18 protein-coding genes, 1 pseudogene and 1 riboswitch are annotated in these 24,168 nt (G+C 61.7%); of the genes and pseudogenes, 10 read left to right on the plus strand and 9 right to left on the minus strand.

Going from position 1 to position 24,168, the window contains the following annotated elements; genetic code table 11:
• Positions 1-15: 15 nt before the first annotated feature.
• From B9Z34_RS12810 to B9Z34_RS12820, 3 genes and pseudogenes are all read left to right on the plus strand, one after another.
• Positions 16-657: a 2-hydroxychromene-2-carboxylate isomerase gene (locus tag B9Z34_RS12810; RefSeq protein ID WP_108428514.1), complete on the plus strand. Its 642-nt coding sequence runs from the start codon at positions 16-18 to the stop codon at positions 655-657.
• 109 nt (positions 658-766) lie between these two features.
• Positions 767-1,528, plus strand: coding sequence for a metallophosphoesterase (locus B9Z34_RS12815; protein WP_108428515.1), 762 nt, complete (start codon positions 767-769; stop codon positions 1,526-1,528).
• Positions 1,525-2,970 (plus strand): annotated as a pseudogene (locus tag B9Z34_RS12820) (serine/threonine protein kinase). Before B9Z34_RS12815 ends, B9Z34_RS12820 begins: the two are co-directional and overlap by 4 nt.
• A 5-nt stretch (positions 2,971-2,975) precedes the next feature.
• On the opposite strand, the gene B9Z34_RS12825 reads toward B9Z34_RS12820, so the two are convergent.
• Positions 2,976-3,230, minus strand: coding sequence for a DUF4212 domain-containing protein (locus B9Z34_RS12825; protein WP_108428516.1), 255 nt, complete (start codon positions 3,228-3,230; stop codon positions 2,976-2,978).
• 242 nt (positions 3,231-3,472) lie between these two features.
• On the opposite strand from B9Z34_RS12825, the gene B9Z34_RS12830 reads away from it, so the two are divergent.
• The 3 genes from B9Z34_RS12830 to B9Z34_RS12840 all read left to right on the plus strand — a co-directional run bounded on the left by B9Z34_RS12830 (position 3,473) and on the right by B9Z34_RS12840 (position 11,782).
• Positions 3,473-5,233, plus strand: a complete 1,761-nt coding sequence (locus tag B9Z34_RS12830) for an MFS transporter (RefSeq protein WP_108428517.1) — start codon at positions 3,473-3,475, stop codon at positions 5,231-5,233.
• Between the two features lie 86 nt (positions 5,234-5,319).
• The gene (locus tag B9Z34_RS12835; protein ID WP_108428560.1) at positions 5,320-5,499 is read left to right on the plus strand and encodes a hypothetical protein; all 180 of its coding nucleotides are present in this window, start codon (positions 5,320-5,322) and stop codon (positions 5,497-5,499) included.
• A 136-nt stretch (positions 5,500-5,635) separates the two neighbouring features.
• On the plus strand, positions 5,636-11,782 hold the full coding sequence (locus tag B9Z34_RS12840; protein WP_108428518.1) for an excinuclease ABC subunit UvrA: 6,147 nt from the start codon (positions 5,636-5,638) through the stop codon (positions 11,780-11,782).
• 138 nt (positions 11,783-11,920) lie between these two features.
• On the opposite strand, the gene B9Z34_RS12845 is transcribed toward B9Z34_RS12840, so the two are convergent.
• The 5 genes from B9Z34_RS12845 to B9Z34_RS12865 form a co-directional block, all read right to left on the minus strand.
• Positions 11,921-13,084 (minus strand): class I SAM-dependent methyltransferase, encoded by a 1,164-nt coding sequence (locus B9Z34_RS12845; protein WP_108428519.1) that lies wholly within the window; start codon positions 13,082-13,084, stop codon positions 11,921-11,923.
• Between the two features lie 68 nt (positions 13,085-13,152).
• Positions 13,153-13,935, minus strand: coding sequence for an HAD-IIB family hydrolase (locus tag B9Z34_RS12850; RefSeq protein WP_108428520.1), 783 nt, complete (start codon positions 13,933-13,935; stop codon positions 13,153-13,155).
• A gap of 8 nt (positions 13,936-13,943) precedes the next feature.
• Positions 13,944-15,572, minus strand: coding sequence for a peptide chain release factor 3 (locus B9Z34_RS12855; RefSeq protein WP_108428561.1), 1,629 nt, complete (start codon positions 15,570-15,572; stop codon positions 13,944-13,946).
• A 126-nt stretch (positions 15,573-15,698) separates the two neighbouring features.
• Entirely contained in the window at positions 15,699-16,448 is a 750-nt protein-coding gene (locus B9Z34_RS12860; protein WP_108428521.1) for a flagellar motor protein MotB, read from the minus strand.
• A gap of 6 nt (positions 16,449-16,454) precedes the next feature.
• On the minus strand, positions 16,455-17,426 hold the full coding sequence (locus B9Z34_RS12865) for a hypothetical protein (RefSeq protein WP_108428522.1): 972 nt from the start codon (positions 17,424-17,426) through the stop codon (positions 16,455-16,457).
• A gap of 118 nt (positions 17,427-17,544) precedes the next feature.
• A riboswitch (S-adenosyl-L-homocysteine riboswitch) is annotated at positions 17,545-17,641 on the plus strand.
• 81 nt (positions 17,642-17,722) lie between these two features.
• On the opposite strand from B9Z34_RS12865, the gene ahcY reads away from it, so the two are divergent.
• From ahcY to B9Z34_RS12885, 4 genes are all read left to right on the plus strand, one after another.
• Positions 17,723-19,156 carry an adenosylhomocysteinase gene (gene ahcY / locus B9Z34_RS12870; RefSeq protein WP_108428523.1) on the plus strand — a complete coding sequence of 478 codons (1,434 nt, stop codon included), beginning with the start codon at positions 17,723-17,725 and terminating at the stop codon, positions 19,154-19,156.
• A gap of 9 nt (positions 19,157-19,165) precedes the next feature.
• Positions 19,166-20,014 (plus strand): TlyA family RNA methyltransferase, encoded by an 849-nt coding sequence (locus B9Z34_RS12875; protein WP_108428524.1) that lies wholly within the window; start codon positions 19,166-19,168, stop codon positions 20,012-20,014.
• A gap of 18 nt (positions 20,015-20,032) precedes the next feature.
• Entirely contained in the window at positions 20,033-20,863 is an 831-nt protein-coding gene (gene metF / locus B9Z34_RS12880; protein WP_108428525.1) for a methylenetetrahydrofolate reductase [NAD(P)H], read from the plus strand.
• Positions 20,864-21,029: 166 nt separating this feature from the next.
• Positions 21,030-21,629 (plus strand): OmpW family protein, encoded by a 600-nt coding sequence (locus B9Z34_RS12885; RefSeq protein ID WP_108428526.1) that lies wholly within the window; start codon positions 21,030-21,032, stop codon positions 21,627-21,629.
• 71 nt (positions 21,630-21,700) lie between these two features.
• Here B9Z34_RS12885 and B9Z34_RS12890 read toward each other — a convergent pair whose 3' ends face one another.
• Genes B9Z34_RS12890 through paaC form a run of 3 tightly spaced genes read right to left on the minus strand, consistent with a single transcriptional unit; the run spans position 21,701 to position 24,163 of the window.
• The gene (locus B9Z34_RS12890) at positions 21,701-22,804 is read right to left on the minus strand and encodes a 2Fe-2S iron-sulfur cluster-binding protein (protein WP_108428527.1); all 1,104 of its coding nucleotides are present in this window, start codon (positions 22,802-22,804) and stop codon (positions 21,701-21,703) included.
• A 24-nt stretch (positions 22,805-22,828) separates the two neighbouring features.
• A complete protein-coding gene (gene paaD, locus B9Z34_RS12895) occupies positions 22,829-23,365 on the minus strand; it encodes a 1,2-phenylacetyl-CoA epoxidase subunit PaaD (protein ID WP_108428528.1) in 537 nt (178 codons plus the stop codon).
• Between the two features lie 15 nt (positions 23,366-23,380).
• A complete protein-coding gene (gene paaC, locus B9Z34_RS12900; RefSeq protein ID WP_108428562.1) occupies positions 23,381-24,163 on the minus strand; it encodes a 1,2-phenylacetyl-CoA epoxidase subunit PaaC in 783 nt (260 codons plus the stop codon).
• Between the last annotated feature and the right edge of the window lie 5 nt (positions 24,164-24,168).

The raw sequence follows: 24,168 nt of genomic DNA on the forward strand, positions 1-24,168 counted from the left end.
ACATCGCAATTGACCATGAAAACCATTCACTTTTACCTGGACTTCATCTCGCCTTACGCTTGGCTGGCGTTCGACGCCTTGCCTCAGACTTTGCAGGGCATCAGTTGCCGGGTCGTGCACAAACCGGTGGTCTTCGGGGCCATGCTCATGCACCATGGGCAGCTGGGGCCTGCAGAGATTCCCGCCAAGCGCGATTGGACGTATCGCCAGGTGCAATGGCAAGCGCGGGCACAAGGCACGCCTTTGCAGCTGCCTGCCAGCCACCCCTTTTCTTCGCTGGGCTTGTTGCGCCTGGCCACCGCGTGTGATGCCGCAGGCGAGCCCAATCGCTGGGTCTGCGAGAAAATTTTCCGGCACGTCTGGTGCAGTGGTCTGGAGGCGGCCGATGCGCCGCGCCTGGCTGCCTTGACGGCCGATTTGGCACCCCCCAACGATCCGACCAGCGCAGACGTCAAGCAGGCCTTGAAGCGCAACACCGATGAGGCCCTGGCCTTGAACCTCTTTGGTGTGCCCAGTTTCGTGGTCGATGGGCAAGTCTTCTGGGGCAACGACGCCCTGCCCATGCTGCGCGCCTATTTGCTGGGCGACCCCTGGTTCCTGTCCGACGAATGGTCTGCAGCGGGGCAGTTGCCAGTGGGCATTCAACGCAAAGTGTGAAGTGCTCGCAGCCCTGATCGGCCACGTCCAGCTTGGATTGCACCACGAACTTGATGTGTGACAAGTTCGACGCCGGTCTGTGCTGGCATCATGCGCTTGGAGACACCCGATGAAGCTGGCCCTGATTTCAGACATCCACGCCAATTGGCAGGCTTTGCAGGCTTGCCTGGCGCATGCGCGTCAGCAAGGGGTAGATCAGCTGGCTTTCTTGGGCGATTTGGTGGGCTATGGTGCGGACCCGGTGGCGGTGCTCGATGAGGTGATGACACAGGTCGCGCAAGGGGCCTGGGTGTTGCGCGGCAACCATGACGAGATGGCCTTGAACCCCCCCGCGTCTTTGGCCGCAGATGCCAGCGTGGGCGCGCAAGGCGCGGCCTGGACCCACGCGCAATTGGGTGCGGCGCACCGGGCATTCTTGGCCGATTTGCCGCTGACGGTGTCCGGTGACGGGTTTTTGCTGGTGCACGCCAGTGCAGATCGGCCGGCGTCCTGGCGTTATGTGGACGGCGAGGGCGCTGCTGGGCGATGCCTGGACCAGGCCTTGGCGCAACAACAAGGTCCCCATGTTCTGGTGGGCCATGTGCACCACCAGACCTTGTACTACCAAGGCGCCGGGCGCAACTTGATGCGGTTTGAGCCGACGCCGGGCATCCCTGTGCCCACGCCTTTGCGCAGACCCATGGTGGCCTGCGTGGGCTCATGTGGTCAACCACGCGATGGCGACCCGCGTGCCATGTATGCGGTGTACGACCGAACGCTTCAGAAAATGACGTTTCACCGGGTGCCTTACAACCATGCCGAAGCGTCTGCAGCGATTCGCCGGGTTGATTTGCCTGAATATTTTGCACAACGGCTGGAGCTTGGACGTTGAAACTTCTCAATCCTGGACACCTGATCGACGGCTTTGAAATCCAAGCCTGTTTGCATGCAGGCGGCATGGCGCACATTTACAAGGTGGTGTATGCCCCTCTGGCCGATGGCAGTCGCCGGCAGGCCGAGTTCCCCATGGCCATGAAAATTCCGCGCATGACAGCGGCCGATGGCGCTGAGAACATCATCAGCTTTGAAGTCGAGGCGCAAATCCTGTCCGAGTTGAAGGGGCCCCATGTGCCGCGCTTTGTGGCCGCAGGCGATCTGTCCCGTTTGCCCTATCTCGTGATGGAGTATGTCGAGGGCCAGACACTGCAGCACTGGCTCGATCAGCGCCAGGACCTGACCGTGTCCAGGATGGCCGCTTTGGGTGCGGCCATGGCGCGTGCGGTGCACAGTCTGCACCAGCAAAATGTTTGCCACCTGGACCTCAAGCCTGCCAACGTTTTGATCCGCCCCGATGGTGTCGCGGTGTTGCTGGATTTTGGTTTGTCTTGCCACGCGCATTTGCCGGACTTGCTGGCCGAAGAGCTGCGCAAAGCCGTGGGTTCGCCCGTCTGGATATCCCCTGAACAGGTGGTGGGGGTGCGGGGCGATCCGCGCAGCGATGTGTTCGCCATCGGGGTGATGCTTTACGAACTGGCCACGGGCGAGTTGCCATTTGGTCAACCTGCAACCGCCGCGGGCCTGCGTCAACGTCTGTGGATGGACCCGGTCCCGCCGCGCAAGCACCGCCCGGACTAGCCCGAGTGGCTGCAGGAAGTGATCTTGCGCTGCCTGGCGCCGGTGGCCGCAGAGCGTTACCCCTCGGCCTCGCACCTGGCCTTTGATCTAACCCATCCTGAGCAGGTGAGGGTCACCGAGCGGGGCCGCAACACGCAGGGCACGGGTTTCTGGACGCATTTCAAACGCTGGGTTCGGGCCAGTGGCATGGCCTACACGCCGAGTCCCGTCCCAGTCCGGCAGATTGAGCAAGTGCCCATCATCATGGTGGCGGTTCCGCACCACGACGTCAGCGATGCCACCTTGTATTCATTGCGCGAAGCCGTGGCGCGTTCGCTGGGCATTCGCCCGGGTGCCCGTCTGGCCTGTGTGACCGTGATTTCACCGAGCCAGACCAGCACCACCGAGGCAGAGAAGGGCGAAACCCAAGTGCACCGGTGGCACCTGAGCCGCTTGCAGCAATGGGCGCAACCCCTCGATCTGGATGGGCACCAGACTTCCTTTCATGTGTTGGAGTCGGGTGACGTGGCGCAGGCCTTGCTGCGCTATGCCGAAGGCAACCAGGTCAACATGGTCATCATGGGGGCGGCGACGCATGGCTTGTCCATGCAGCGCGTGCTGGCGACCGTCCCGATCAAGGTGGCGATGCAGGCCCCTTGCACCGTGATTCTGGTCAAACAGAGCCTGCCCTTTGAACGCTTGGCAGACCTCGACGCCTGAAGCACTCAAGGCGCCGTGTTGGGCGCTGGGTCCTCGGCTTCGGTCGTTTCTTTCTCAAGGCGGTTGAAGTACCAGGCGTTCAAGATGGTGATCCCCAAAAAGATCAGCAAGCTGCCTTGCGCGGCCATCCAGAAGTTGATCGGCCATTCGCCGATTTTGATGTTCAGGTCTCTGGCAAACCAGACCCAGCCGAACGCGGCCAGAGACCATGACAGCAGCAGCACGCCCGAAAACAGACGAATTTTTTGACGGGTGGACATGGCGGAGCCTCTTTTCACAAAGGGGAAGTGACCGAATCACGTGATCCTGATCGCATTATCGGCACCGATGAGGCTAGGGATTACCCGCGAGATTCCGCTTGATTTCACATTGCGGCAAAAAAATCAAGGGTTTCTACTCGTTCTGTAAGTATGTGTTGGTTCGCTGTCAGACGCGGGCAAGTGCCGGGTCCAAGAATTACGGCAAGTTTCCGTGTCGGAGACTCTTTTTTGGAGACAGCTTTATGGCTACAACAGAAGCCCGCCCGATGTCGGCGGAAGAGAAGAAGGTGATTTTTGCCTCTTCTCTGGGCACCGTGTTTGAGTGGTATGACTTTTACCTGTACGGTTCGTTGGCAGCGATCATTGCCAAGCAATTCTTCAGCGGCCTGGACGAAGGCTCTGCCTTCATTTTTGCGCTGCTGGCGTTTGCTGCCGGTTTCATCGTGCGTCCTTTCGGCGCCTTGGTGTTCGGCCGCCTGGGCGACATGATCGGTCGCAAGTACACCTTCCTGGTGACCATCTTGTTGATGGGTGCATCGACCTTCATCGTGGGCATCTTGCCCAACTACGCCAGCATTGGCGTGGCCGCTCCCATCATCCTGATCTGCCTGCGTTTGCTGCAAGGCTTGGCTTTGGGTGGTGAATACGGTGGTGCCGCCACTTATGTAGCCGAGCATGCCCCTCACGGCAAGCGCGGTGCCTACACCGCTTGGATCCAGACCACAGCGACGCTGGGTCTGTTCTTGTCGCTGATGGTGATTCTGGGTACACGTACCGCCATCGGTGAAGAAGCCTTCGCCGACTGGGGCTGGCGTGTGCCGTTCATCGTTTCGATCGTGATGCTGATCATTTCGGTCTACATCCGCTTGAGCATGAACGAATCGCCTGCTTTCCAGAAAATGAAAGCCGAAGGCAAGACCTCCAAAGCTCCTCTGTCCGAGTCTTTCGGCCAGTGGAAAAACCTGAAGATCGTGATCTTGGCCTTGGTCGGTTTGACCGCCGGTCAAGCCGTGGTTTGGTACTCCGGTCAGTTCTACGCCTTGTTCTTCCTGACCCAGGCCTTGAAGGTCGACGGCGCTACCGCCAACATCATGGTCGCGATCTCCCTGATCATCGGCACACCGTTCTTCATCGTGTTCGGTGCGCTGTCTGACAAGATTGGCCGCAAGCCGATCATCTTGGCTGGTTGCCTGTTGGCCGCTTTGACTTACTTCCCTGTGTTCAAGGCATTGACCAAGGCTGCCAACCCTGATCTGGCCGCAGCCCAAGCCAAGTCGCAGGTGGTGGTGGTGGCCGATCCTGCCGAGTGCTCGTTCCAGTTCAACCCCACTGGCACCAAGAAGTTCACTTCTTCTTGCGACATCGCCAAGCAACGTCTGGCTGGCGCTTCGGTGAGCTACTCCAACGAAGCGGCACCTGCTGGCACACCCGCCATCATCAAGATCGGTGAAACCGTGGTGCCTGTGAAGTACAGCGCCGAAGACATCGCTGCAGCCAAGGCCAAGGCCGAAGCCAAAGTGGCCGAACTGACTGCCGCTCAACCTCAGGATGCCAAGGCCCTCGAAGCTGCCAACAAGGCAGTCAAGGACCTGAGCAACGAGAAGACCGCCGGTGCCACCCTGCTGGGCAGCAACCTCGGCGCAGCCCTGAAAGCTGCTGGCTATCCTGCCAAGGCTGACATGGCCAAGTTCGACAAAGTCACCGTCATCATCATCTTGTCTTACCTGGTGTTGTTGGTGACCATGGTGTACGGCCCGATCGCTGCCATGCTGGTCGAGATGTTCCCCACCCGCATCCGTTACACCTCCATGTCCTTGCCTTACCACATCGGTAACGGCTGGTTTGGCGGCCTGCTGCCCACCACCGCCTTCGCGATCGTGGCCCAGACCGGTAACATGTACAACGGTCTGTGGTACCCGATCATCATCGCCGGTGCAACCGTCGTGATCGGTGGCTTGTTCATCAAGGAAACCAAAGACGTCGACATCTACGCTGACGACTGATCTTTGTAAGCTACCCGGGGTGACTCGGGTGCTAAATTCAAGGCCTTCCCTCTGTGGAGGGCCTTTTTCATGAATGGAGATGAATGATGTGGAAAATTGCTGTGGGTTTCGCGGTCTTTGCGGCCTTGGCCCTGTACGTGATCGGTAAAGGTGGCGACAGCCTGGACATGAGCGGTGAAAAACACGGTGCCGATGCGGTGCACAGTGAACCAGCCAAGACCGATGCGCCAGCTGCACCGGCTGCCGACGCCAGCGCTGCCAAGTAAGCCAGCGCCGCGCTCGCCCGGGCTTGACCCGGGCGAGCCTTCCAAAGCCACGCCTGTGCGTGGCTTTTCTTTTGGAGGCCAGAAATGTCACGGTCTGCGCCCTAGAATGTTTGGCCTTCACCCGAAAAAGCCAAGCATGTCACAAGGTCTCATCCGCATCCGTGGTGCCCGTCAGCACAACCTCAAAAACATCGATCTGGACATCCGCACGGGTGAATTGACTGTGGTCACCGGCCCCAGCGGCTCGGGCAAGTCGAGTCTGGTGTTTGACACGCTGTACGCCGAGGGCCAGCGCCGCTATGTGGAGACCTTCAGCGCCTACGCCCGCCAGTTCCTGGACCGCATGGACAAACCGGCGGTGGACAAGGTAGAAGGCGTGCCTCCGGCGATTGCGATCGACCAGACCAACCCGGTGCGCAGCTCGCGCTCCACCGTGGGCACCATGACCGAGCTGAACGACCACCTGAAGTTGTTGTTCGCCCGATTGGGCCAGCTGTTCGACAAAGACACCGCACAGCCCGTGCGCCACGATAACCCCGACACGATTTACGCCGAGCTGGCCCAGCGTGCGGCGCAAGCAGGTGACCCGCGCCTGTACCTGACTTTTCCGGTCGAGCTGCCCGCGAACACCAGCACCGAACAGGTCGAGCAGTGGCTCTCGGCCAGCGGTTTCACCAAGGTGCAGGCCGAACGCGAAGTCGCCACCCCCACCGGTCCGCGCAAAGTGCTGGACGTGATCGCCGACCGTTTTCGTTTGGCCAAGGCCGAAAAAGCCCGCGTGGTCGAAGCCATCGAAGTCGCCCTGAAGCGCGGCGGCCGTCTGAATGTGTATGTGGAGACATCGGGTTCAGATCCCGATTTGTCCGCCACCTCCGAGCCTAGCTTCGACATCTGGCGTTTTTCCACCGGCTTGCATTGCCCCGACAGCGACCAGCGCTACACCGACCCGATCCCGTCGATGTTCTCCTTCAACTCGGCGGTGGGCGCGTGCGAAACCTGCCGGGGTTTTGGCCGGGTGATCGGCGTCGATTACGGCCTGGTCATTCCTAACCCCAAACTCACGCTGCGGGCCGGGGCCATCAAGACGCTGCAAACGCCCGCCTGGCAAGAAAACCAGGACGATCTGATGCGGCATGCCGAGGCCGCAGGCATTCCGCGCGACACACCCTGGGACAGGCTGACCCAAGCGCAGCAAGACTGGGTGATCCACGGTTCGCCCGAGTGGAAGGGGCGCTGGAACCACCAGTGGTACGGCGTGAAGCGCTTTTTTGAGTACCTGGAGAGCAAGGCCTACAAGATGCACATCCGTGTGCTCTTGTCCAAGTACCGCAGCTACACCGAATGCCCGACCTGCCATGGCGCACGCTTGAAGACCGAGAGTTTGCTCTGGCGCATTGGCAGCCACGCCGATGCCGATGGGGTCTTGCCAGTTGAAAAACGCTTCATGCCCGCAGGCGTGAAGTGGACCCGTGCGCAGTTGGAGGCGCTGCCGGGTTTGAGTCTGCACGACATGATGATCATGCCGCTGGACCGCTTGCGCTTGTTTTTTGATCGTCTGTCCGCTTTGGGGCATGCGTCCTTGGGGGCTGGGGAGGCTCCGGCCGAAGCCGTGGGGGACGGTGGAAAGCCACATGCAAGAACAGCGACAGAGATGTCGCGAGACGATCAATCGACCACAAGGGCTGCGTCAGAGCGGGGGGCGGGCGACGATTTTGGCGTATCCCCGCCTCATGAGGAGCCCGCCCCCCGCTCTGATGCAGACCGAACTTCAGCAGAAATCACCGAAGCAAACCAGGCAAAAAACCAAGGCCCAAGCGCCGAACAAAAAGCCTTGCAACTGCTGCTGGAAGAAATCACCACCCGCCTCAAATACCTGTGCGACGTGGGCATTGGTTACCTCACCCTCGACCGCCAAAGCCGGACGCTCAGCGGCGGCGAAGTCCAGCGCATCAACCTCACCACCGCCCTGGGCACCAGCCTCGTCAACACCCTGTTTGTGCTGGACGAACCCAGCATCGGCCTCCACCCGCGCGACATGCACCGCATCACCCAGGCCATGCACCGCCTGCGTGATGCGGGCAACACCCTGGTCGTGGTTGAGCACGACCCGGCCGTGATGCTGGCCGCCGACCGCATGATCGACATGGGTCCTGGCCCCGGCGAGCGTGGCGGGCAGATTGTGTTCGACGGCACCACCGCCGAACTGCGCAACGCCGACACGCTCACCGGCGCGTATCTGGGCGGACGCAAACAAGTGGGCTTGGGTTTCAAGCGCATGGTCACCGACAGCACGCCGCGTCTGATTTTGGAAGGCGCACGCGAGCACAACCTGCAAAACATCAGCGTGGACTTTCCGCTGCAGCGCCTGGTCACCATCACCGGCGTGAGCGGCTCGGGCAAGTCGAGTTTGATCCAGGATGTGCTGGCCCCGGCGCTGATGCGCCACTTTGGCAAAGCCACCGAAACCCCGGGCGCACACGACCGCCTGTTGGGGGCCGACCACCTGAGCGATGTGGTGTTTGTGGACCAGTCGCCCATCGGCAAAACCGCCCGATCCAACCCGGTGAGTTATGTGGGCGCGTGGGATGCGATCCGCGAGATTTTTGCGACCGCGCCTTTGTCGCGCCAGCGCGGTTACACCGCCAGCAAGTTCAGCTTCAACGGCGGCGATGGTCGCTGCCCCACCTGCGGCGGCTCGGGCTTTGAGCACGTCGAAATGCAGTTTTTGAGCGATGTGTATCTGCGCTGCCCCGACTGCGACGGCCAACGCTACCGCCCCGAAATTCTGGAAATCACCATCGAGCGTCAGGCCATCGGCGGTGCGGTGCGGCACCTCAATGTGGCTGACATTCTGCAGCTCACTGTGAGCGAAGCTGCGGCTTTGTTTGCGCAAGACCGCGAAGTCATCCGGGCCCTGCAGCCCATTGTGGATGTGGGCCTGGAGTATGTGCGCCTGGGTCAGCCTGTGCCCACCTTGTCGGGTGGTGAGGCCCAGCGCCTCAAGCTCGCGGGCTTTCTGGCCGAAGCCGCCAAGAGCGCGTCCAAGAGCCGCCAAAGTCTGGCTCGCAAAGGCACGCTGTTCCTGTTTGACGAGCCGACCACCGGCCTGCACTTTGACGACATCGCCAAGCTCATGCGGGCTTTGCGCAAGCTGCTCGAAGCGGGGCATTCGCTCATCGTCATCGAGCACAACCTCGACGTGATCCGCGCCAGTGACTGGTTGATCGATCTCGGACCCGAAGGTGGTTATGCCGGCGGGCTGATCGTGGCCGAGGGCACACCCGAAGATGTGCGACAGCATGCCACTTCGCACACCGGGCAGGCCTTGCGCGAGTACGCCGAGTCCATGGGCGAGGTGCATGGGGCACAAGAGGGGGCTGCGGCCTATTTGGCGGTCTTGAAAACCGGGGGCATGGATCCTCGGGTCAAGCCCGAGGATGACAAAGTCAAAAAGATCGCCGATGACAAGAGGAAAAAAGCGGTCCCCAACAACAACATCCAGATCGTCAACGCCAAAGAGCACAACCTCAAAAACCTGAGCGTCAACATCCCGCGTGGCCGCTTCAACGTGGTCACCGGTGTGAGCGGTTCCGGCAAGTCCACGCTGGCGTTTGACATCCTGTTCAACGAAGGCCAGCGCCGCTATCTGGAAAGCCTGAACGCCTATGCCCGATCCATCGTGCAACCGGCAGGCCGCCCCGAGGTCGATGCGGTCTATGGCATCCCGCCCACGGTGGCGATCGAACAGCGGCTGTCGCGCGGCGGCCGCAAATCCACCGTGGGCACCACCACCGAAGTCTGGCATTTCCTGCGTCTGCTGTATGTGAAGCTGGGCATCCAGCACTGCATCCACGACGGCACGCCGGTGCAGCCGCAAACGCCCGACAGCATCGTGGCGCAGCTGATGACCCAGTTCCGGGGGCAACACATCGGCCTGCTGGCCCCGCTGGTCACCAATCGCAAAGGCGTTTACACCGAGCTGGCCGACTGGGCGCGTCCACGCGGCTACACGCACCTGCGCGTCGATGGCGAGTTTTTGCCCACGCAGGGTTTCCCGCGCATTGATCGATTCAAGGAACACAACATCGAACTGCCGGTGGCCAGTCTGGATGTGCTGCCGTCGAATGAAACGGCCTTGCGCCAGGCGCTGACGCAGGCGCTGGAGCACGGCAAAGGCGTGGTGCATGTGCTGAGCGACCTGGGCGGTTTGCGTGAGGCCATGTTCAACGGCGAATCCACTGCCCGCATTGGCCAGCACCGCGTGTTCTCGACCTTGCGCGCTTGCCCGGCCTGCGCCACCTCGTATGCCGAACTTGACCCGCGTTTGTTCTCGTACAACAGCAAGCACGGTTGGTGCCCCGATTGTGTGGGCACGGGCGTCAAGCTCAGCAAGGACGAGCGCAAGGTGTTCGACGACTCTGTGCAGGACGACAAGGACAAAGGCCGCGAGCAAACCTTTGCCGAGCCGGAAATCGAAGACCTGGCCGATGTGGCTTGTCCCAGTTGCGAGGGCACCCGGCTGAACGCCACGGCACGTGCTGTGCGCCTGGGTGCAGCGCCTGGCCAGGGCTGGCGCATCACCGACATCGCCAGCCTGTCGGTCAGCGATGTGCGGCAGTGGGTCGAGAAACTGCAGCTCACCGGACGCGATGCCGACATCGCCCGCGACCTGGTGCCCGAGATCCAGAGCCGCCTCGAATTTTTGGAAGAAGTGGGCCTGGGCTACCTCACGCTCGACCGAGGGGCGCCCACCCTGTCGGGCGGCGAAGCCCAGCGCATCCGCCTGGCCGCGCAGCTGGGCAGCAACTTGCAAGGCGTGTGCTACGTGCTGGACGAGCCGACCATCGGCTTGCACGCCCGCGACAACCAGATTTTGCTCAACGCCCTGCACAAGCTGGGTGACAAGGGCAACACCCTGGTGGTTGTGGAGCACGACGAAGACACGATCCGCCGCGCCGACCACATCATCGACATCGGCCCGAGTGCCGGTAAACGCGGCGGCCGTCTGGTGGCCGAAGGCTCGGTGGCCGACATCACGGCGTCTGCCGATTCGCAGACCGGGCGCTACTTGTTGCATGCGATGAAGCATCCGATGCAGTCGCGTCGTTTCGTGGATCCTTCTTTGCGGGGCGCTGGCGCGGGCGCCTCATACGGCGGGGATACGCCAAAATCGGCGCCCACGCCAGCGCCCCACAAAGAAGCTGCGGGTGGTTCGGACGTGCATTGGCTCACCCTGACGGGGGCCAACCTGCACAACTTGCGCCAGGTCGATGTGCAAGTGCCGCTCAAGCGTTTGGTTGCTGTGACTGGCGTGAGCGGTTCCGGCAAATCCACGCTGGCCCGCGATGTCTTGCTGGCCAATGTGCAGGCCCTGGTCAGCCAGCGCTCGACCTTGGCAGGTCGCACCGCACAAGATGCCGGCCAGCGCGTGGCCCTGACCGCTTGCAGCGATGTGCAAGGTTTTGAGACGATAGACCGCGTGCTCGAAGTCGACCAGACCCCGATTGGCAAAACGCCGCGTTCCTGCCCCGCGACCTACATCGGTTTTTGGGACACGATCCGTAAATTGTTTGCCGAAACGCTGGAGGCCAAGGCGCGTGGCTATGCGGCTGGGCGTTTCAGCTTCAACACCGGCGAAGGCCGCTGTCCCAGTTGTGAAGGCCAGGGCATGCGCACCATCGAGATGAGCTTTTTGCCCGATGTGAAAGTGCCTTGCGAAACCTGCCGAGGTGCCCGCTTCAACCCCGAGACGCTGGCGGTCACCTGGCGTGGCAAGAGCATTGGCGATGTGCTGCAGATGGAGGTGGACGAAGCGGTGGAATTCTTCGCCACCATGCCCAGCATCGCGCACCCGCTGCAGTTGCTCAAAGACGTGGGCTTGGGCTACCTGACCTTGGGACAGCCCTCACCCACGCTCAGCGGCGGCGAGGCGCAGCGCATCAAGCTGGTGACCGAACTCACCAAGGTGCGGGACGACGTGGGCAAGCGCGGCAACAAGGCGCCGCACACCTTGTATGTGCTGGATGAGCCCACCGTGGGCCTGCACATGGCCGACGTGGACAAACTCATCAGTGTGTTGCACCGCCTGGTGAATGCGAGTCACAGTGTGATCGTGATCGAACATGACCTCGATGTGATCGCCGAGGCCGACTGGGTGATCGACCTGGGGCCAGAAGGCGGCAACGCCGGTGGACGCATCGTCGCTGCCATGACACCCGAGGCGCTGGTGCGCTTGGGCACCCATACCGGCAAGGCCTTGGGCCCGGTGCTGGCGAGGGTGTGATGGCGAGTTTTGTGGGAAGTTGCCCCTGTGGCCGAATGGTGGTTCGGCGCTGAGGCTGGCTTTGAGTGCTTGCGGTGGTTCAGCCATTCGCGAGCAGGGGCGCGCTCCCACAGGGGCAGTCCTTTGCTGGGCTGATGCTCAGTCAGCCACACCGAGCCGCCACAGTGAAGTCACTTCGGCTGAGCGTGCGGCGTGCAGTGGGTCGGTGGCATCCTGGGCTTTGGCATGTACGGGCTTCACATCCGTGCGGCCCAACACTTTGAGGCCTGCATCGGCGATCCAGCCCAGCAGGGTTTCACGGGTGCGCAGGCCCAGGTGCTCGGCCAGGTCGGACAGGATCAACCAGCCTTCACCGCCTTCGCACAGGTGTGTGGGAAGGTTTTTCAAAAACCCTTGGAGCATTTGGCTGCCTTCGTCATAAACCGCCTGTTCCAAAAGTGAGGTCGGGCGTGCAGGCAGCCATGGCGGGTTGCAGACCACCACCGCTGCTTGACCGGGCGGGAAGAGGTCGGTTTGAAGCAGCTGCACCTGGTTTTGCAGACCCAGGCGTTGCAGGTTGTCCAGTGCGCAGGCCAAAGCACGTTCCGACATGTCGGTCCCCACCACCTGCGTGGCACCTCGCCGCGCGAGCACGGCCGACAGCACCCCGGTGCCCACGCCTATGTCAAAAGCCACGGGGTGGGTTTTGAAGGCTTCGGGCAATGGGGCGTTGGCCACCAGTGCCACATATTCACCGCGAACAGGTGAGAACACAGCGTAGTGGGGGTAGATGCGCAAGGCCTCGCCCATGGCCGGGACCTCGACACCGTTTTTGCGCCACTCGAATGCGCCGATCACCCCTTGCAGGCTGCGCAGCGAGATCACCGATGATTGTCCATTGGCTGGACCAAATGCCTGCGTGCAAGCGGCTTTGACATCGGGTGCGCGCCGCAGCGCAATGCCGTAGTCGCCATCCAGCTCAATCAGAACCTGGCTCAGGATCCGGGTGCGCTGGGCTTGTGCCTGGCGGTGGGTGTGGAAAGCTGCACCGGGGATCACAGGGGCGTTCGGGTCTTGTTTTTTGGTGCGGACCTTTTTGGGTTTGTCGATGCGCCGGACCAGCGCTTGCAGCAGCTGTCGTGCGTTTTGAAAATCGCTGCGCCAGAGCAGGCCTGTACCGGCGCAGGCCAGGCGAAAGGCGGTGTCGGCGGTCATGGTGTCGTCGGCCAGCACCACTTGCTTGGGCAGTACTTGGTCGGATCGCCACAGGGCAGAGCGTGGGGTGTCGTTTTCAGACCAGGTCAATAGGGGGGTGGTGTTCATGCGCGAATCCTGTCGGTGTGGGCGGTGTATCGCGCAGCTTGCCGCGAAGAAGTGGGTGGGTGCTGGTTTCAGCTCAGTCTCGCCAGCAAATGTCGGGTCATTTCCGCAAAGCCTGCGCCGCGTTCACTGGGGGTGATGTAGCGCGGCGGGTGCGTGAGTTGCGCCTCAAAGCGCCGAATGTTGGCCACCCCCACACTGTGCGGGAAGTGTTCAAACATCACCTGGTCGTTGGTGGAGTCTCCCACATAAACCCAGCGGTCGATTTCGGCATCCAGATCGCGGCCCCACACCTCGCGCACGATCCAGCGGGCGCCTGTGAGTTTGCTGTGCGTGCCAAACCAGCCATTGATGTGGATGCTGCTGACCGTGGCGGTCATGCCTGCGCCTTGCATCACGCGCACCACTTCGTCGATGGCGCTTTGTGGCAGCTGCGTGAACTCGCTGTGGTCAATGGCGATATCGGTTTCCCGGCCTGCGCTGTCTTGTGAACGGCGAGCGCCAGTCACTTCTTTTTCAATCTGGTCCAGTACCGCTTGCATGCGGGTGAAGTGGGCTTGGCGTGTCCGGGCGTCTTGTTGGTACAACTTGCGCAGGCCTTGTGTGGTCGAGTGTTGCAGTCCCACGGCACCGTTTTCGGCCACGATGGCGTCGACCGGCCAGCTTTGGGCGAAGGGTTCGCTCCAGCCCACAGGCCGCCCGGTGATCGGCACCACATGCAGGCCAGCCAATTTCAGATCAGCCAGCGCTTGAAAGGCGTCAGAAGTGATCTCCCCTTCGGTGGTCAACGTGTCGTCGATGTCGGTGAAGACGCCGACGATGTGGCCGGGTGACCAGTGGCGCAGCAGCTGCATCTCTGTGGTCAGCCCGCGCTGCCCAACGCCAGACCCGCATGCTCGCGCAGCGGGTGGAAATGGATTTTGGGGAAGCGCTCTTGCGCCAGCCGCACGTCATACGGACTGGTGCACAGATACGCCAGCGTGCCTGCGGCGTCCAGCGCCATGCGCTGCGGGTAGGCGTTGGTGAATTCGCGCAGCTCGGCCGGGGTGTCGGCGGTGATCCAGCGGGCGCCGGTGTACTGACAGCCTTCTAGGCGTACATCGCAGTCGTATTCGGCCTTGAGGCGGTGCTGCACGACTTCAAATTGCAGCTGGCCCACTGCACCCAGTAGCATGGGGCCGCCGATTTCGGGCTTGAAGACCTGGATCGCGCCTTCTTCGCCCAGTTGGTCCAGCCCGGTTTGCAGCTGCTTGGTGCGCAGTGGGTTCTTCAGGATCACGGTCATGAAGAGTTCGGGCGCAAAGAAGGGCAGGCCGGTGAACTGCAGGTTGGCCCCATCGGTGATGGTGTCGCCCAGCTGCACGCCGCCGTGGGTGGTGAAGCCGATGATGTCGCCCGCATAGGCTTCGTCCACCGCTTCACGGCGCTGGCTCAGGAATGTGACGACGCTGGTGGGGCGCAGCTCTTTGCCAGTGCGCTGTACCTTGAGCTTCATGCCGGATGTGTATTTGCCGGACGCCATGCGCACAAAGGCGATGCGGTCGCGGTGGTTGGCGTCCATGTTGGCCTGCACCTTGAACACCACGCCCGAAAACGCGCTGTCTTCGGGCTGGATGTCCTTGACCACGGGCTGCTTGTTGACAATCAGGTTGCTGGTGCGGGGCTTGGGCGCAGGAGCCAGGTCGACCAGGGCGTCGAGCACTTCCATCACACCGAAGTTGTTCACGCCAGAGCCAAAGAACACGGGCGTTTGTTTGCCTGCCAAAAAGGCTTCTTCATCAAAAGCGGGCGATGCGCCGGTGGCCAGCTCCATGCTGTCCATGGCGGTTTGCCATTCCAGGGCAAAGCGCTCGGCCAGCTGGGCCTGCTCGGCGAGCGGGATGGTCTCAAAATCTTGCGGCAGGCGTTCAGAGCCGGAGTCGAACACCGTCATGGCCTGCGTGCGCAGGTTGACGATGCCGCCAAACGATTTGCCCTGACCCACGGGCCAGGTCATGGGCACGCAGGGCATGCCCAGCTCGCGTTCGACTTCGTCTAGGATGTCGAGCGGGTCGCGAACTTCGCGGTCCATCTTGTTCACAAAGGTGATGATGGGCGTGTCGCGCTGACGGCACACCTCGATCAGGCGGCGGGTCTGGGCTTCCACACCGTTGGCCGCGTCGATCACCATGAGCGCCGAGTCCACAGCGGTGAGCACGCGGTAGGTGTCCTCGCTGAAGTCCTTGTGGCCGGGCGTGTCGAGCAGGTTGATGACATGGTCGCGGTAGAGCATCTGCATCACGGACGACGCCACAGAGATGCCACGCTGCTTTTCGATTTCCATCCAGTCCGACGTGGCGTGGCGCGAGGCCTTGCGGGCCTTGACCGAGCCGGCAATCTGGATCGCGCCGGAGAACAGCAGCAGTTTCTCGGTCAGCGTGGTTTTACCCGCGTCGGGGTGGGAAATGATCGCAAAAGTCCGGCGGCGCCGGGTCTCGTTGGCGTAGGTCACAAGGGGTCCTGATTCGTGCGGGTGGCAAGCAGCACCCGTGGTGGCCAAGCCCGTCATGGGCTGGCGAAAGAAAGCGATTTTACCGGGCCCGCCCTCTGGATGGGATGCCAGCGGACGATGCAGCGCTCAGCGCTTGTCCATGGGGCATTTGAAGTCGTCGTCCCAGGGAATGGGGCGCACCTCGTCGATTTCACAGTCAGGTGCGTTGGCTTCGCAGCGGTTGCGCAGCTCCTTGAACTCCAGACGCAGTTCGACCCGGCGGCTTTTTTCGGGTTGGTTCAGGATGGCCGAGTTGAAGGACGAGCCCCCCACAAAGAAGAGTTCGCGGATCGTCTTGCGGTCTTCCTGGTCAAGAGCGTTCGGTGCGTTGGCGTCCAGCAGCACGCACAGCACCCGTTGGGAGCGCTCCAGGCTGAGGTTGAGGTTGTAGAGGTAGGAGCCCTCCGGGCTGGCGTAGCCTTCGAGCACCCAGCGTTTGAGCCAGTTCTGACAATCTGGCGTGCGGGCCATGTGCAACATCTGAGGTACAAAGCTGCGCAGGAATACCGCACGGTCAGTGGCCAGGACATGGCTGTCTTTCGGAAATTCGGCCAAGGTGCCCAGCTCCAGGGTTTGCCCACGCAGTGTCATCCCGGCGTATTCGGCTTTTTGGGTGATCTGGCGGATGCTGTTCAGGCAGGTCGATATGGCCTGGTCCCGGTTGGCGCGGCCATCGTCCATCTTGCGCAAACCTGTCGTGACGCTGAGCAGGGCGACCGCCATGGCCACCAGAAACAGCACCATCAGGGCGGTCATCAGGTCTGAGAACGAAATCCAGAAGGGTTTTTCTGCTTCGTCCCGGGACCTTTTGGCGGGCGGTTTTCTGGAGCCGAACATGCGCGTTCAATGCGGCTGGGTGCGTGGGCCTGATGGGCGCAATTGGCTCAGGATTTTGTAGGAGAGGGCCGTCTGCATTTCAGTGGCCAGTGTCAGACGCTCCACCCATTGAGCCCCGGCCTGAGGGGCGAACAGGGTGTCCAGCCACTGCTGCAGTTCTTCGACTTGCCGGTAGCGGCCAGTCAGCACGGACTTTTCAATCCAGGTGAACACCATGGCCAAAGTGATCGCCAAGGCCGACACCAGAAACGCGTGCCCCACGGTTTGGACTAATTGGCTCAATTCGGCCTGCACCCGTTCGGGGTTGGACACGTCAAAACCGACCAGGCCCGCGATCAAGCCGGTGAAGGTGCCGATGATGCCCACGCCGGTCAGGATGCCGGGTGTGTGTTTGTAAAAATTGGATTGAAGCGGTGAATCCACCAAGGCCTGCTCGGTGAAGTAGTGCTCAGCATGTGTGTGGGCTTGCCACTGAGCTGTGGTGCTTGGCGTGGACATTTCAAGCCGCTGGAGTTCTTCCACGGCCTGGTTGTATTCGGCCCAGAGTTTGGCCAGGCTGGGATCGTTTTGCGCCAGTTGTTCCAGGTTGGACAGGTCCATTCGGCTGCCTTGGGCGTTCAGGTCCAGACGCGAGAAAAAAGCTTTGGACAGCTGGCTGACCCGCTGCCTTGCTGCACCGACGGGGCCCTCATGGGCCGTTTGTGACTGCAGCTGGAGCGTGTTGGCGTATTGCAGCCAGGCGTGCTGCAAGGGGGCGGAGGCCATCACCTCGGTCTTGAGCCGAGTCAGGTCGATGTGGGGCTGAGGGCCCGACTGGGCCAACAAAGCCAGTTGTGCGTTGACCCTGGCCAAGTGTTTCTTCAGTTCCATGGCCGGTCCAATGAATTGGCGCACGTAATCCAGGGCAATGAGCACGATCACGGCGGATACCGTCCATACATGCCAATAGTGGGCGAGGTGGCGCATCAGTTCAGGCATGGGGTCCAGAGGTCGGGGTGCATGGGTTCAGTCTAGCAAATGCCGGAACTGGTGGCGGGCGGAGTGCGAGGTCAAAGGCCTGGCGAAGCGCGCAAAGGCGGACTGCGCTAGAATGCAGCATTCCGAGGAGCGTTGCAGCGCCCCCTGACTTGTCCGCAAGTCGGCAGCGGGGCGTGAGGCTCGGAACACTTCAACAGCAACGACGCTCATCCACACGACGTGCGGTGAGCCTGTTTTTCCCATTCAGTGCCGGCATCCACACGTGTGGCTTCTTCACATTTGCTTTGGAGCTGACAATGAATGCACGTTTGAACACCGCCGTGAACGCCGATTGCGTGATCGCCGACATCGGCCTGGCCGACTGGGGCCGCAAAGAAATCAAAATCGCCGAGACCGAAATGCCCGGCCTCATGGCCATCCGTGAAGAGTTCGCCAAGGCGCAGCCTCTGAAAGGTGCCCGCATCACCGGCTCCTTGCACATGACGATCCAGACGGCTGTGCTGATCGAGACCCTGCAAGCCTTGGGTGCCAGCGTGCGCTGGGCTTCTTGCAACATCTTCTCGACCCAGGACCACGCCGCCGCAGCCATCGCCGCCAAGGGCACGCCCGTGTTCGCCATCAAGGGCGAGACCCTGGCCGACTACTGGGATTACACCCACCGCATTTTTGACTTTGGCCCAGCCGGCACCGAGGGCGAAGGCCCCAACATGATCCTGGACGACGGCGGCGACGCTACTTTGCTCATGCACCTGGGCAAGCGCGCCGAAAAAGACGCCAGCCTGATCGCCAACCCCACCAGCGAAGAAGAGACCTGCCTGTTCAACGCCATCAAGGCCAAGCTGGCCGTGGACCCGACCTGGTACAGCCGCAAGGGTGCCCAGATCATTGGCGTGACCGAAGAGACCACCACCGGCGTGTTGCGCTTGAACGAAATGGCCGCCAAAGGCAGCCTGATGTTCCGCGCCATCAACGTGAACGACTCGGTGACCAAGAGCAAGTTCGACAACCTGTACGGCTGCCGCGAATCTTTGGTGGACTCCATCAAACGCGCCACCGACGTGATGATCGCCGGCAAAGTGGCTTGTGTGGCCGGTTACGGCGACGTGGGCAAAGGTTCCGCCCAAGCCTTGCGCGCTTTGAGCGCCCAAGTCTGGGTGACCGAGATCGACCCGATCAACGCCCTCCAAGCCGCGATGGAAGGCTTCAAGGTCGTGACCATGGAATACGCCGCCGACAAGTGCGACATCTTCGTCTCGGCCACCGGCAACAAGAACGTGATCCGCTACGAGCACATGGCCGCCATGAAAGACGAAGCCATCGTCTGCAACATCGGTCACTTTGACAACGAGATCGACGTCGCTTCGCTGGAAAAGCTGCAGTGGGACGAGATCAAGCCCCAGGTCGACCACGTCATCTTCCCCGATGGCAAGAAGATCACCCTGCTGGCCAAAGGCCGCTTGGTGAACCTGGGTTGCGCCACCGGCCACCCCAGCTTCGTGATGTCGTCTTCGTTTGCCAACCAGACCATTGCCCAGATCGAGCTGTTCACCAAGCAAGACCAGTACGAAGCCGGCAAGGTCTATGTGTTGCCCAAGCACTTGGACGAAAAAGTGGCTCGCCTGCACCTGAAGAAAGTCGGCGCACAGTTGACCGAACTCACCGACGAGCAAGCCGCGTACATCGGCGTGTCGAAAAACGGTCCTTACAAGGCCGACACTTACCGCTACTGAAAACCACGCATGCGCATTGACCAACTTCTCGTCGAGCGCGGCCTGGCCGCTTCTCGCTCCCAGGCTCAGCGACTGATTGCCGGGGGCGTGCAGTGGCAGCAGCCGGACGGGACTTGGCGTGCGGTGGTGAAAAACCGCGACGAGGTGCCCGAAAGCGCTGCCCTGCAGCTGCTCGACGACGCCGAGTCGCGCTACGTGTCACGCGGCGGCTTGAAGCTCGAAGGGGCCTTGAAGGCTACGGGTGTGAAGGTTGCGGGTATGCGCTGCCTGGATGTGGGCCAAAGCACAGGGGGCTTCACCGACTGCTTGCTGCAGCACGGCGCAGCGCAGGTGGTGGGCATTGACGTGGGTCATGCCCAGGTGCACCCACGTATCCAGGCTGACGAGCGCGTGGTCTGCATCGAAGGCGTGAACGCCCGTGAGCTGGAGCCCGGCGATGAGCGCGTCCCTGAAGCGTTGGAAGGCTTCGACCTGATGGTGGGCGATGTGTCCTTCATCTCGCTCACCCTGGTCTTGCCGGGCGTGGTGCATTTGCTCAAGCCCACGGGGCAGCTTTTGATGCTGGTCAAGCCGCAGTTTGAGTTGCAGCCGGGTCAGGTGGGCAAGGGCGGCATTGTGAAAGACGAAAGCCTGTACCCCTTCATTGAAAACCGCCTGCGCACAGCCCTGACCGAGTTGGGCATGCAGGTGACGGCCTGGTTGGACAGTCCAATTGAGGGCGGTGACGGTAACCGTGAATTTTTTGTGCAGGCCTGCTGGCCTGACCCGGCAGCGGTGCTGCCCGCGCGCGAGAAAGCGCGCCTGGCGCACGAGGCTGATCTGGCCGCCAAGACCTATGCTAAGGCCAACGACGATTGAATTTTGGAAAGTGTTGTGATGTCTGGTTTGAAATTGCCCATCAGCCTGGAGTTTTTCCCACCCAAGACGCCTGAGGGCGCAGAGAAGCTGCGCGGTGTGCGCGAGAAGCTGTACGCTTTGAAGCCTGAGTTTTGCTCGGTGACCTACGGGGCGGGCGGCTCCACCCAGGAAGGCACTTTTGCCACGGTGGCAGCGATTCAGGCCGAGGGCGTGGCAGCGGCTTCGCACTTTTCGTGCATTGGGGCCACCAAGGCCTCGGTGCGTGAAGAACTGGCCACGCTCAAGGCCATGGGCGTCAAGCGCCTGGTCGCCTTGCGCGGTGATTTGCCCAGCGGCTATGGCGCAGGCGGCGAGTTCCATTACGCCAGCGATTTGGTGGCTTTCATCCGTGCTGAAACCGGTGACGATTTCCACATCGAAGTGGCGGCCTACCCTGAAATCCACCCGCAAGCCAAATCGCCCGAAGCCGACTTGCAGGCCTTTGCCACCAAAGTGAAGGCGGGCGCCAATTCGGCCATCACCCAATACTTCTACAACAGCGATGCCTACTTCCGCTTTGTGGACGACGCCTACAAGCTGGGCGTGGATGTGCCCATCGTGCCGGGCATCATGCCCATCACCAGCTCGTCGCAGTTGCTGCGTTTTTCGGACGCGTGTGGCGCTGAGATCCCGCGCTGGATCAGGTTGCGCCTGCAGGCCTACGGAGATGATGTCGAGTCGATCAAGGCTTTCGGTCTGGATGTGGTGTCTGACCTTTGCGAACAGCTGATCAACGGTGGTGTGCCTGCCATCCATTTCTATACGATGAACCAGAGTGCTGCCACAACGGAGATCTGGCGTCGGTTGTGAAACGCACCGAACGATGAAGGCACTTGGATGGATTTGATCCATCACAAGTGCGGGTACGGTTGCAGACCGCAGTGCGCGGGCATTTGACAAAACGCAAACGCGTGCAGGTGGTTGAGACTTTCAATAGGACTGAGCAGAAAGCTCTTCGTTCATAAGGAAAGTCAACATGAAAAAACAAACCATCGTTGCAGCTGTACTGGCTGCTTGCTCTGTCACTGCCGCCATGGCGCAAGCCTCGGGCGAAGGCCCCTGGATGGTGCGCGCCCGCGCTGTGCACCTCGACATGGCCAACAAAGATGGCACGGGTTTGGGCTTGTCGGTCAATAACAAGACCATTCCGGAAGTGGATGTCAGCTATTTCTTCACCCCGAACATCGCTGCGGAGCTGGTTTTGACGGTGCCCCAAAAACAGACTGTCTATTTGGGCGGCGCATCGATTGGCACTTTCAAGCATTTACCGCCCAGTTTGCTGTTGCAATACCACTTCACCGGTTTGGGCGCTTACAAGCCCTATGTCGGTGCGGGCGTGAATTACACCCGCATCACCAGCGTCAATCTGCTGGGTGGGCGTGCTGACCTGGAAGACGACAGCTGGGGTGGCGCGTTGCAGGTGGGCATGGACATCCCATTGGACAAAAACTGGTCGCTGAATTTCGATGTCAAAAAGGTGTACATCCGCTCCAATGTGTTCGTCGATGGCGCGAACCAGGGGACCTTGAAGCTCGATCCGCTGTTGGTGGGCGTCGGTCTGGGTTACCGCTTCTGATGTGCGGGCACCCGCCATGAGAAACGCCCTGCACTGCAGGGCGCTTTTGATCGGGTGCTTTGCGCAGCGGGTCAGCGTTCGTCGAAACTGATCACCACGCGCTCGCTGGTGGGGCGGGCCTGGCAGGACAGGATGAAGCCTTGTTCGACTTCGGGCTTTTCGAGGGTGAAGTTCTTCTCCATCTCGGTCGTGCCTTCCATGACCTTGCAGCGGCAGGTGCAGCACACCCCGGCTTTGCACGAATACGGCAGGTCCAGACCCAGCGACAAGGCGATGTCGAGGATCTTCTCGTTGCGGTTCATTGGCATGTTGTAGGGCTTGCCGTCCAGCACCACGGTCAGCTGCACTTCGCCCTGCTCGCGCGTGGCGGGGTGGCCCAGCACGGCTTGGGCGCGGGCTTCAGGGGTCAGCGCATCGAGTGTTGGCGAGCTGAAGCGTTCGGTGCGGATGCGCTCGGGTTTGACGCCAGCCGTGAGCAGCGCTTGCTCGGTGGCTTCGATCATGGCCTCCGGCCCGCACACAAACACCTCGTCCATGCTGCCCACGGGCAAGAAGGCGTCGATGATGGCTTGCACTTTGGCCGCATCGATGCGGCCTTCGAGCAGGGGGACTTCCTGTGCCTGTCGCGAGAGGATGTGGATCAGCGTGAGGCGGTCCGGGTAGCGGTCCTTCAGGTCTTGCAAGGCTTCGTTGAACATCACGCTGTCCATGCGGCGGTTGCCGTAGACCAAGGTGAATTTGCTCTCGGGTTGCTCTTCCAGGGTGCTGGCCAGGATGGACAGGATGGGCGTGATGCCCGAGCCTGCGGCAAAGCCCACGCGGTGAATCGCTCGGGGGCGCTGCACCACAAAGCGGCCATCGGGCGGCATCACGCGCAGGGTGTCGCCCGCTTTCAGTTGGGTGGCCGCCCAGTTGGAGAACACGCCCCCTTCGACGGGGCGGATGCCCACTTCGAGCACACCTTGCTTTTGCAGCTGGCTGCGGGCCGAGCTGATGGAGTAGCTGCGGCGCACATCGGTGCTGTCGATGTCGGCGCGCAAGGTCAGGAACTGGCCGGGCTGGAAGTCGAAGTGGCTGCGCAGATCGGCAGGCACGTTCAGCGTGATGGCCACGGCACCTGCCGCTTCGGGGCTGATGCGTGCGATCGGGAGGTCATGAAATCGGGGTGCGGACATGGTGCTTCAGGGCGGCAAGGCCGCTCAGTAAGGTTTGAAGTAATCGAAAGGCTCCATGCAGGCCAGGCACCGGTAAAGGGCCTTGCAGGCGGTCGAGCCGAAATGGGAGGTTTCGGTGGTGTTGGCCGAGCCGCATTGCGGGCAGTTCACCACCTCGGGCTTGGCGCCACGCGCAGCAAACTGCACCACGTTGGCCGCACCCGAACTCGCGCTGCTGCACGCGTGTGGCGGGGCGATGCCATAGGCGCGCAGTTTGTCTTTGGCCGCTTCGCTCATCCAGTCGGTGGTCCAGGCCGGGGCCAGTTGCGTGACGACGCGGCCTTGCAGGCCGTGGGCTTGCAGCAGCGCTTTCACATCGTCCTCGATCACGCCCATGGCCGGGCAGCCGCTGTAGGTGGGCGTGATGACCACCTCCAGTCCCGCTTCTCCTGCGCGCACATCCCTCAAGATGCCCAGCTCGCGCAGGGTGACCACCGGAATTTCCGGGTCGGTCAAGCTGTCGAGCAGGGTCCAGGCGCGGGCCACATCGGCGGCGGTGGGCTGCGAAGTGAGGGTGGTCATGGCTTGGCTTGAGGATTACCAGGTGGCTTGCGGGTGGGCGCGGGCCAGGCTTTGCATTTCGGCCAGCACAAAACCCAGGTGCTCGGAGTGGATACCTTGTTTGCCTGTGGGCACAAAGCCACCATCGGCTGGGCGCTTCAGGGTGGCCTCTAGCAGGGCTTCATCCACGATCTGGTTCCAGTCGTTTTGCAAAGCCGCCATCTCGATGCCTGTGCCGTTGGCCAGCGCGGCAGTTTCATGCGGGCTGCTGGCCCAGAATTCCTGGGTGTAGGGCAGCAATTGGTCCAGTGCCGCTTGCGCCTTGGCGTGGGATTCGTCGGTGCCGTCGCCCATGCGCACCAGCCAGTCGCGCGAGTGGCGCAGGTGGTAGCGCACTTCCTTGAGCGACTTGGCTGCGATCGCGGCCAGTTGCGCGTCTTTGGAGTTTTGCAACTGGTCCCACACCAGCACCATCAGGCTGCTGTACAGGAAGTTGCGCACGATGGTCATGGCAAAGTCGCGGTCGCCTTGGGCCGTGGCCGACATCAAGGGCATGTGCGGCAATTCGCACAGGGTGTAGTTCTTGAAATCGGGCACGTCGCGGAAGTACGCCAGTGTGTCTTCGGTGGCGCCGCCGCCTTGCAGCTCGGCCGCGTGCTGGTAAAGCATGCGGGCCTGGCCGATCAGGTCCAGACTGTTGTTGGACAAGGCGATGTCTTCTTCAAGAATCGGGCCGTGTCCGCACCACTCGGCGTTGCGCTGTCCGAGGATCAGCGCGTTGTCGGCCAGGTGCAGCAGGTAATCGATGGGGGCATTCATGGTCG

Origin of the sequence: Limnohabitans sp. Hippo3, from assembly GCF_003063665.1 — a bacterium.
Taxonomy (GTDB): domain Bacteria; phylum Pseudomonadota; class Gammaproteobacteria; order Burkholderiales; family Burkholderiaceae_C; genus Limnohabitans_A.

Coding starts and splice junctions, on each gene's coding strand:
- paaD (WP_108428528.1), bottom strand. CDS start 23,365: ATGACCACCCTCACTTCGCAGCCCACCGCCGCCGATGTGGCCCGCGCC.
- ahcY (WP_108428523.1), top strand. CDS start 17,723: ATGAATGCACGTTTGAACACCGCCGTGAACGCCGATTGCGTGATCGCC.
- B9Z34_RS12825 (WP_108428516.1), bottom strand. CDS start 3,230: ATGTCCACCCGTCAAAAAATTCGTCTGTTTTCGGGCGTGCTGCTGCTG.
- B9Z34_RS12865 (WP_108428522.1), bottom strand. CDS start 17,426: ATGCCTGAACTGATGCGCCACCTCGCCCACTATTGGCATGTATGGACG.
- B9Z34_RS12830 (WP_108428517.1), top strand. CDS start 3,473: ATGGCTACAACAGAAGCCCGCCCGATGTCGGCGGAAGAGAAGAAGGTG.
- B9Z34_RS12810 (WP_108428514.1), top strand. CDS start 16: ATGAAAACCATTCACTTTTACCTGGACTTCATCTCGCCTTACGCTTGG.
- paaC (WP_108428562.1), bottom strand. CDS start 24,163: ATGAATGCCCCCATCGATTACCTGCTGCACCTGGCCGACAACGCGCTG.
- B9Z34_RS12850 (WP_108428520.1), bottom strand. CDS start 13,935: ATGCAGCTGCTGCGCCACTGGTCACCCGGCCACATCGTCGGCGTCTTC.
- B9Z34_RS12860 (WP_108428521.1), bottom strand. CDS start 16,448: ATGTTCGGCTCCAGAAAACCGCCCGCCAAAAGGTCCCGGGACGAAGCA.
- B9Z34_RS12840 (WP_108428518.1), top strand. CDS start 5,636: ATGTCACAAGGTCTCATCCGCATCCGTGGTGCCCGTCAGCACAACCTC.
- metF (WP_108428525.1), top strand. CDS start 20,033: ATGTCTGGTTTGAAATTGCCCATCAGCCTGGAGTTTTTCCCACCCAAG.
- B9Z34_RS12875 (WP_108428524.1), top strand. CDS start 19,166: ATGCGCATTGACCAACTTCTCGTCGAGCGCGGCCTGGCCGCTTCTCGC.
- B9Z34_RS12890 (WP_108428527.1), bottom strand. CDS start 22,804: ATGTCCGCACCCCGATTTCATGACCTCCCGATCGCACGCATCAGCCCC.
- B9Z34_RS12835 (WP_108428560.1), top strand. CDS start 5,320: ATGTGGAAAATTGCTGTGGGTTTCGCGGTCTTTGCGGCCTTGGCCCTG.
- B9Z34_RS12845 (WP_108428519.1), bottom strand. CDS start 13,084: ATGAACACCACCCCCCTATTGACCTGGTCTGAAAACGACACCCCACGC.
- B9Z34_RS12885 (WP_108428526.1), top strand. CDS start 21,030: ATGAAAAAACAAACCATCGTTGCAGCTGTACTGGCTGCTTGCTCTGTC.
- B9Z34_RS12815 (WP_108428515.1), top strand. CDS start 767: ATGAAGCTGGCCCTGATTTCAGACATCCACGCCAATTGGCAGGCTTTG.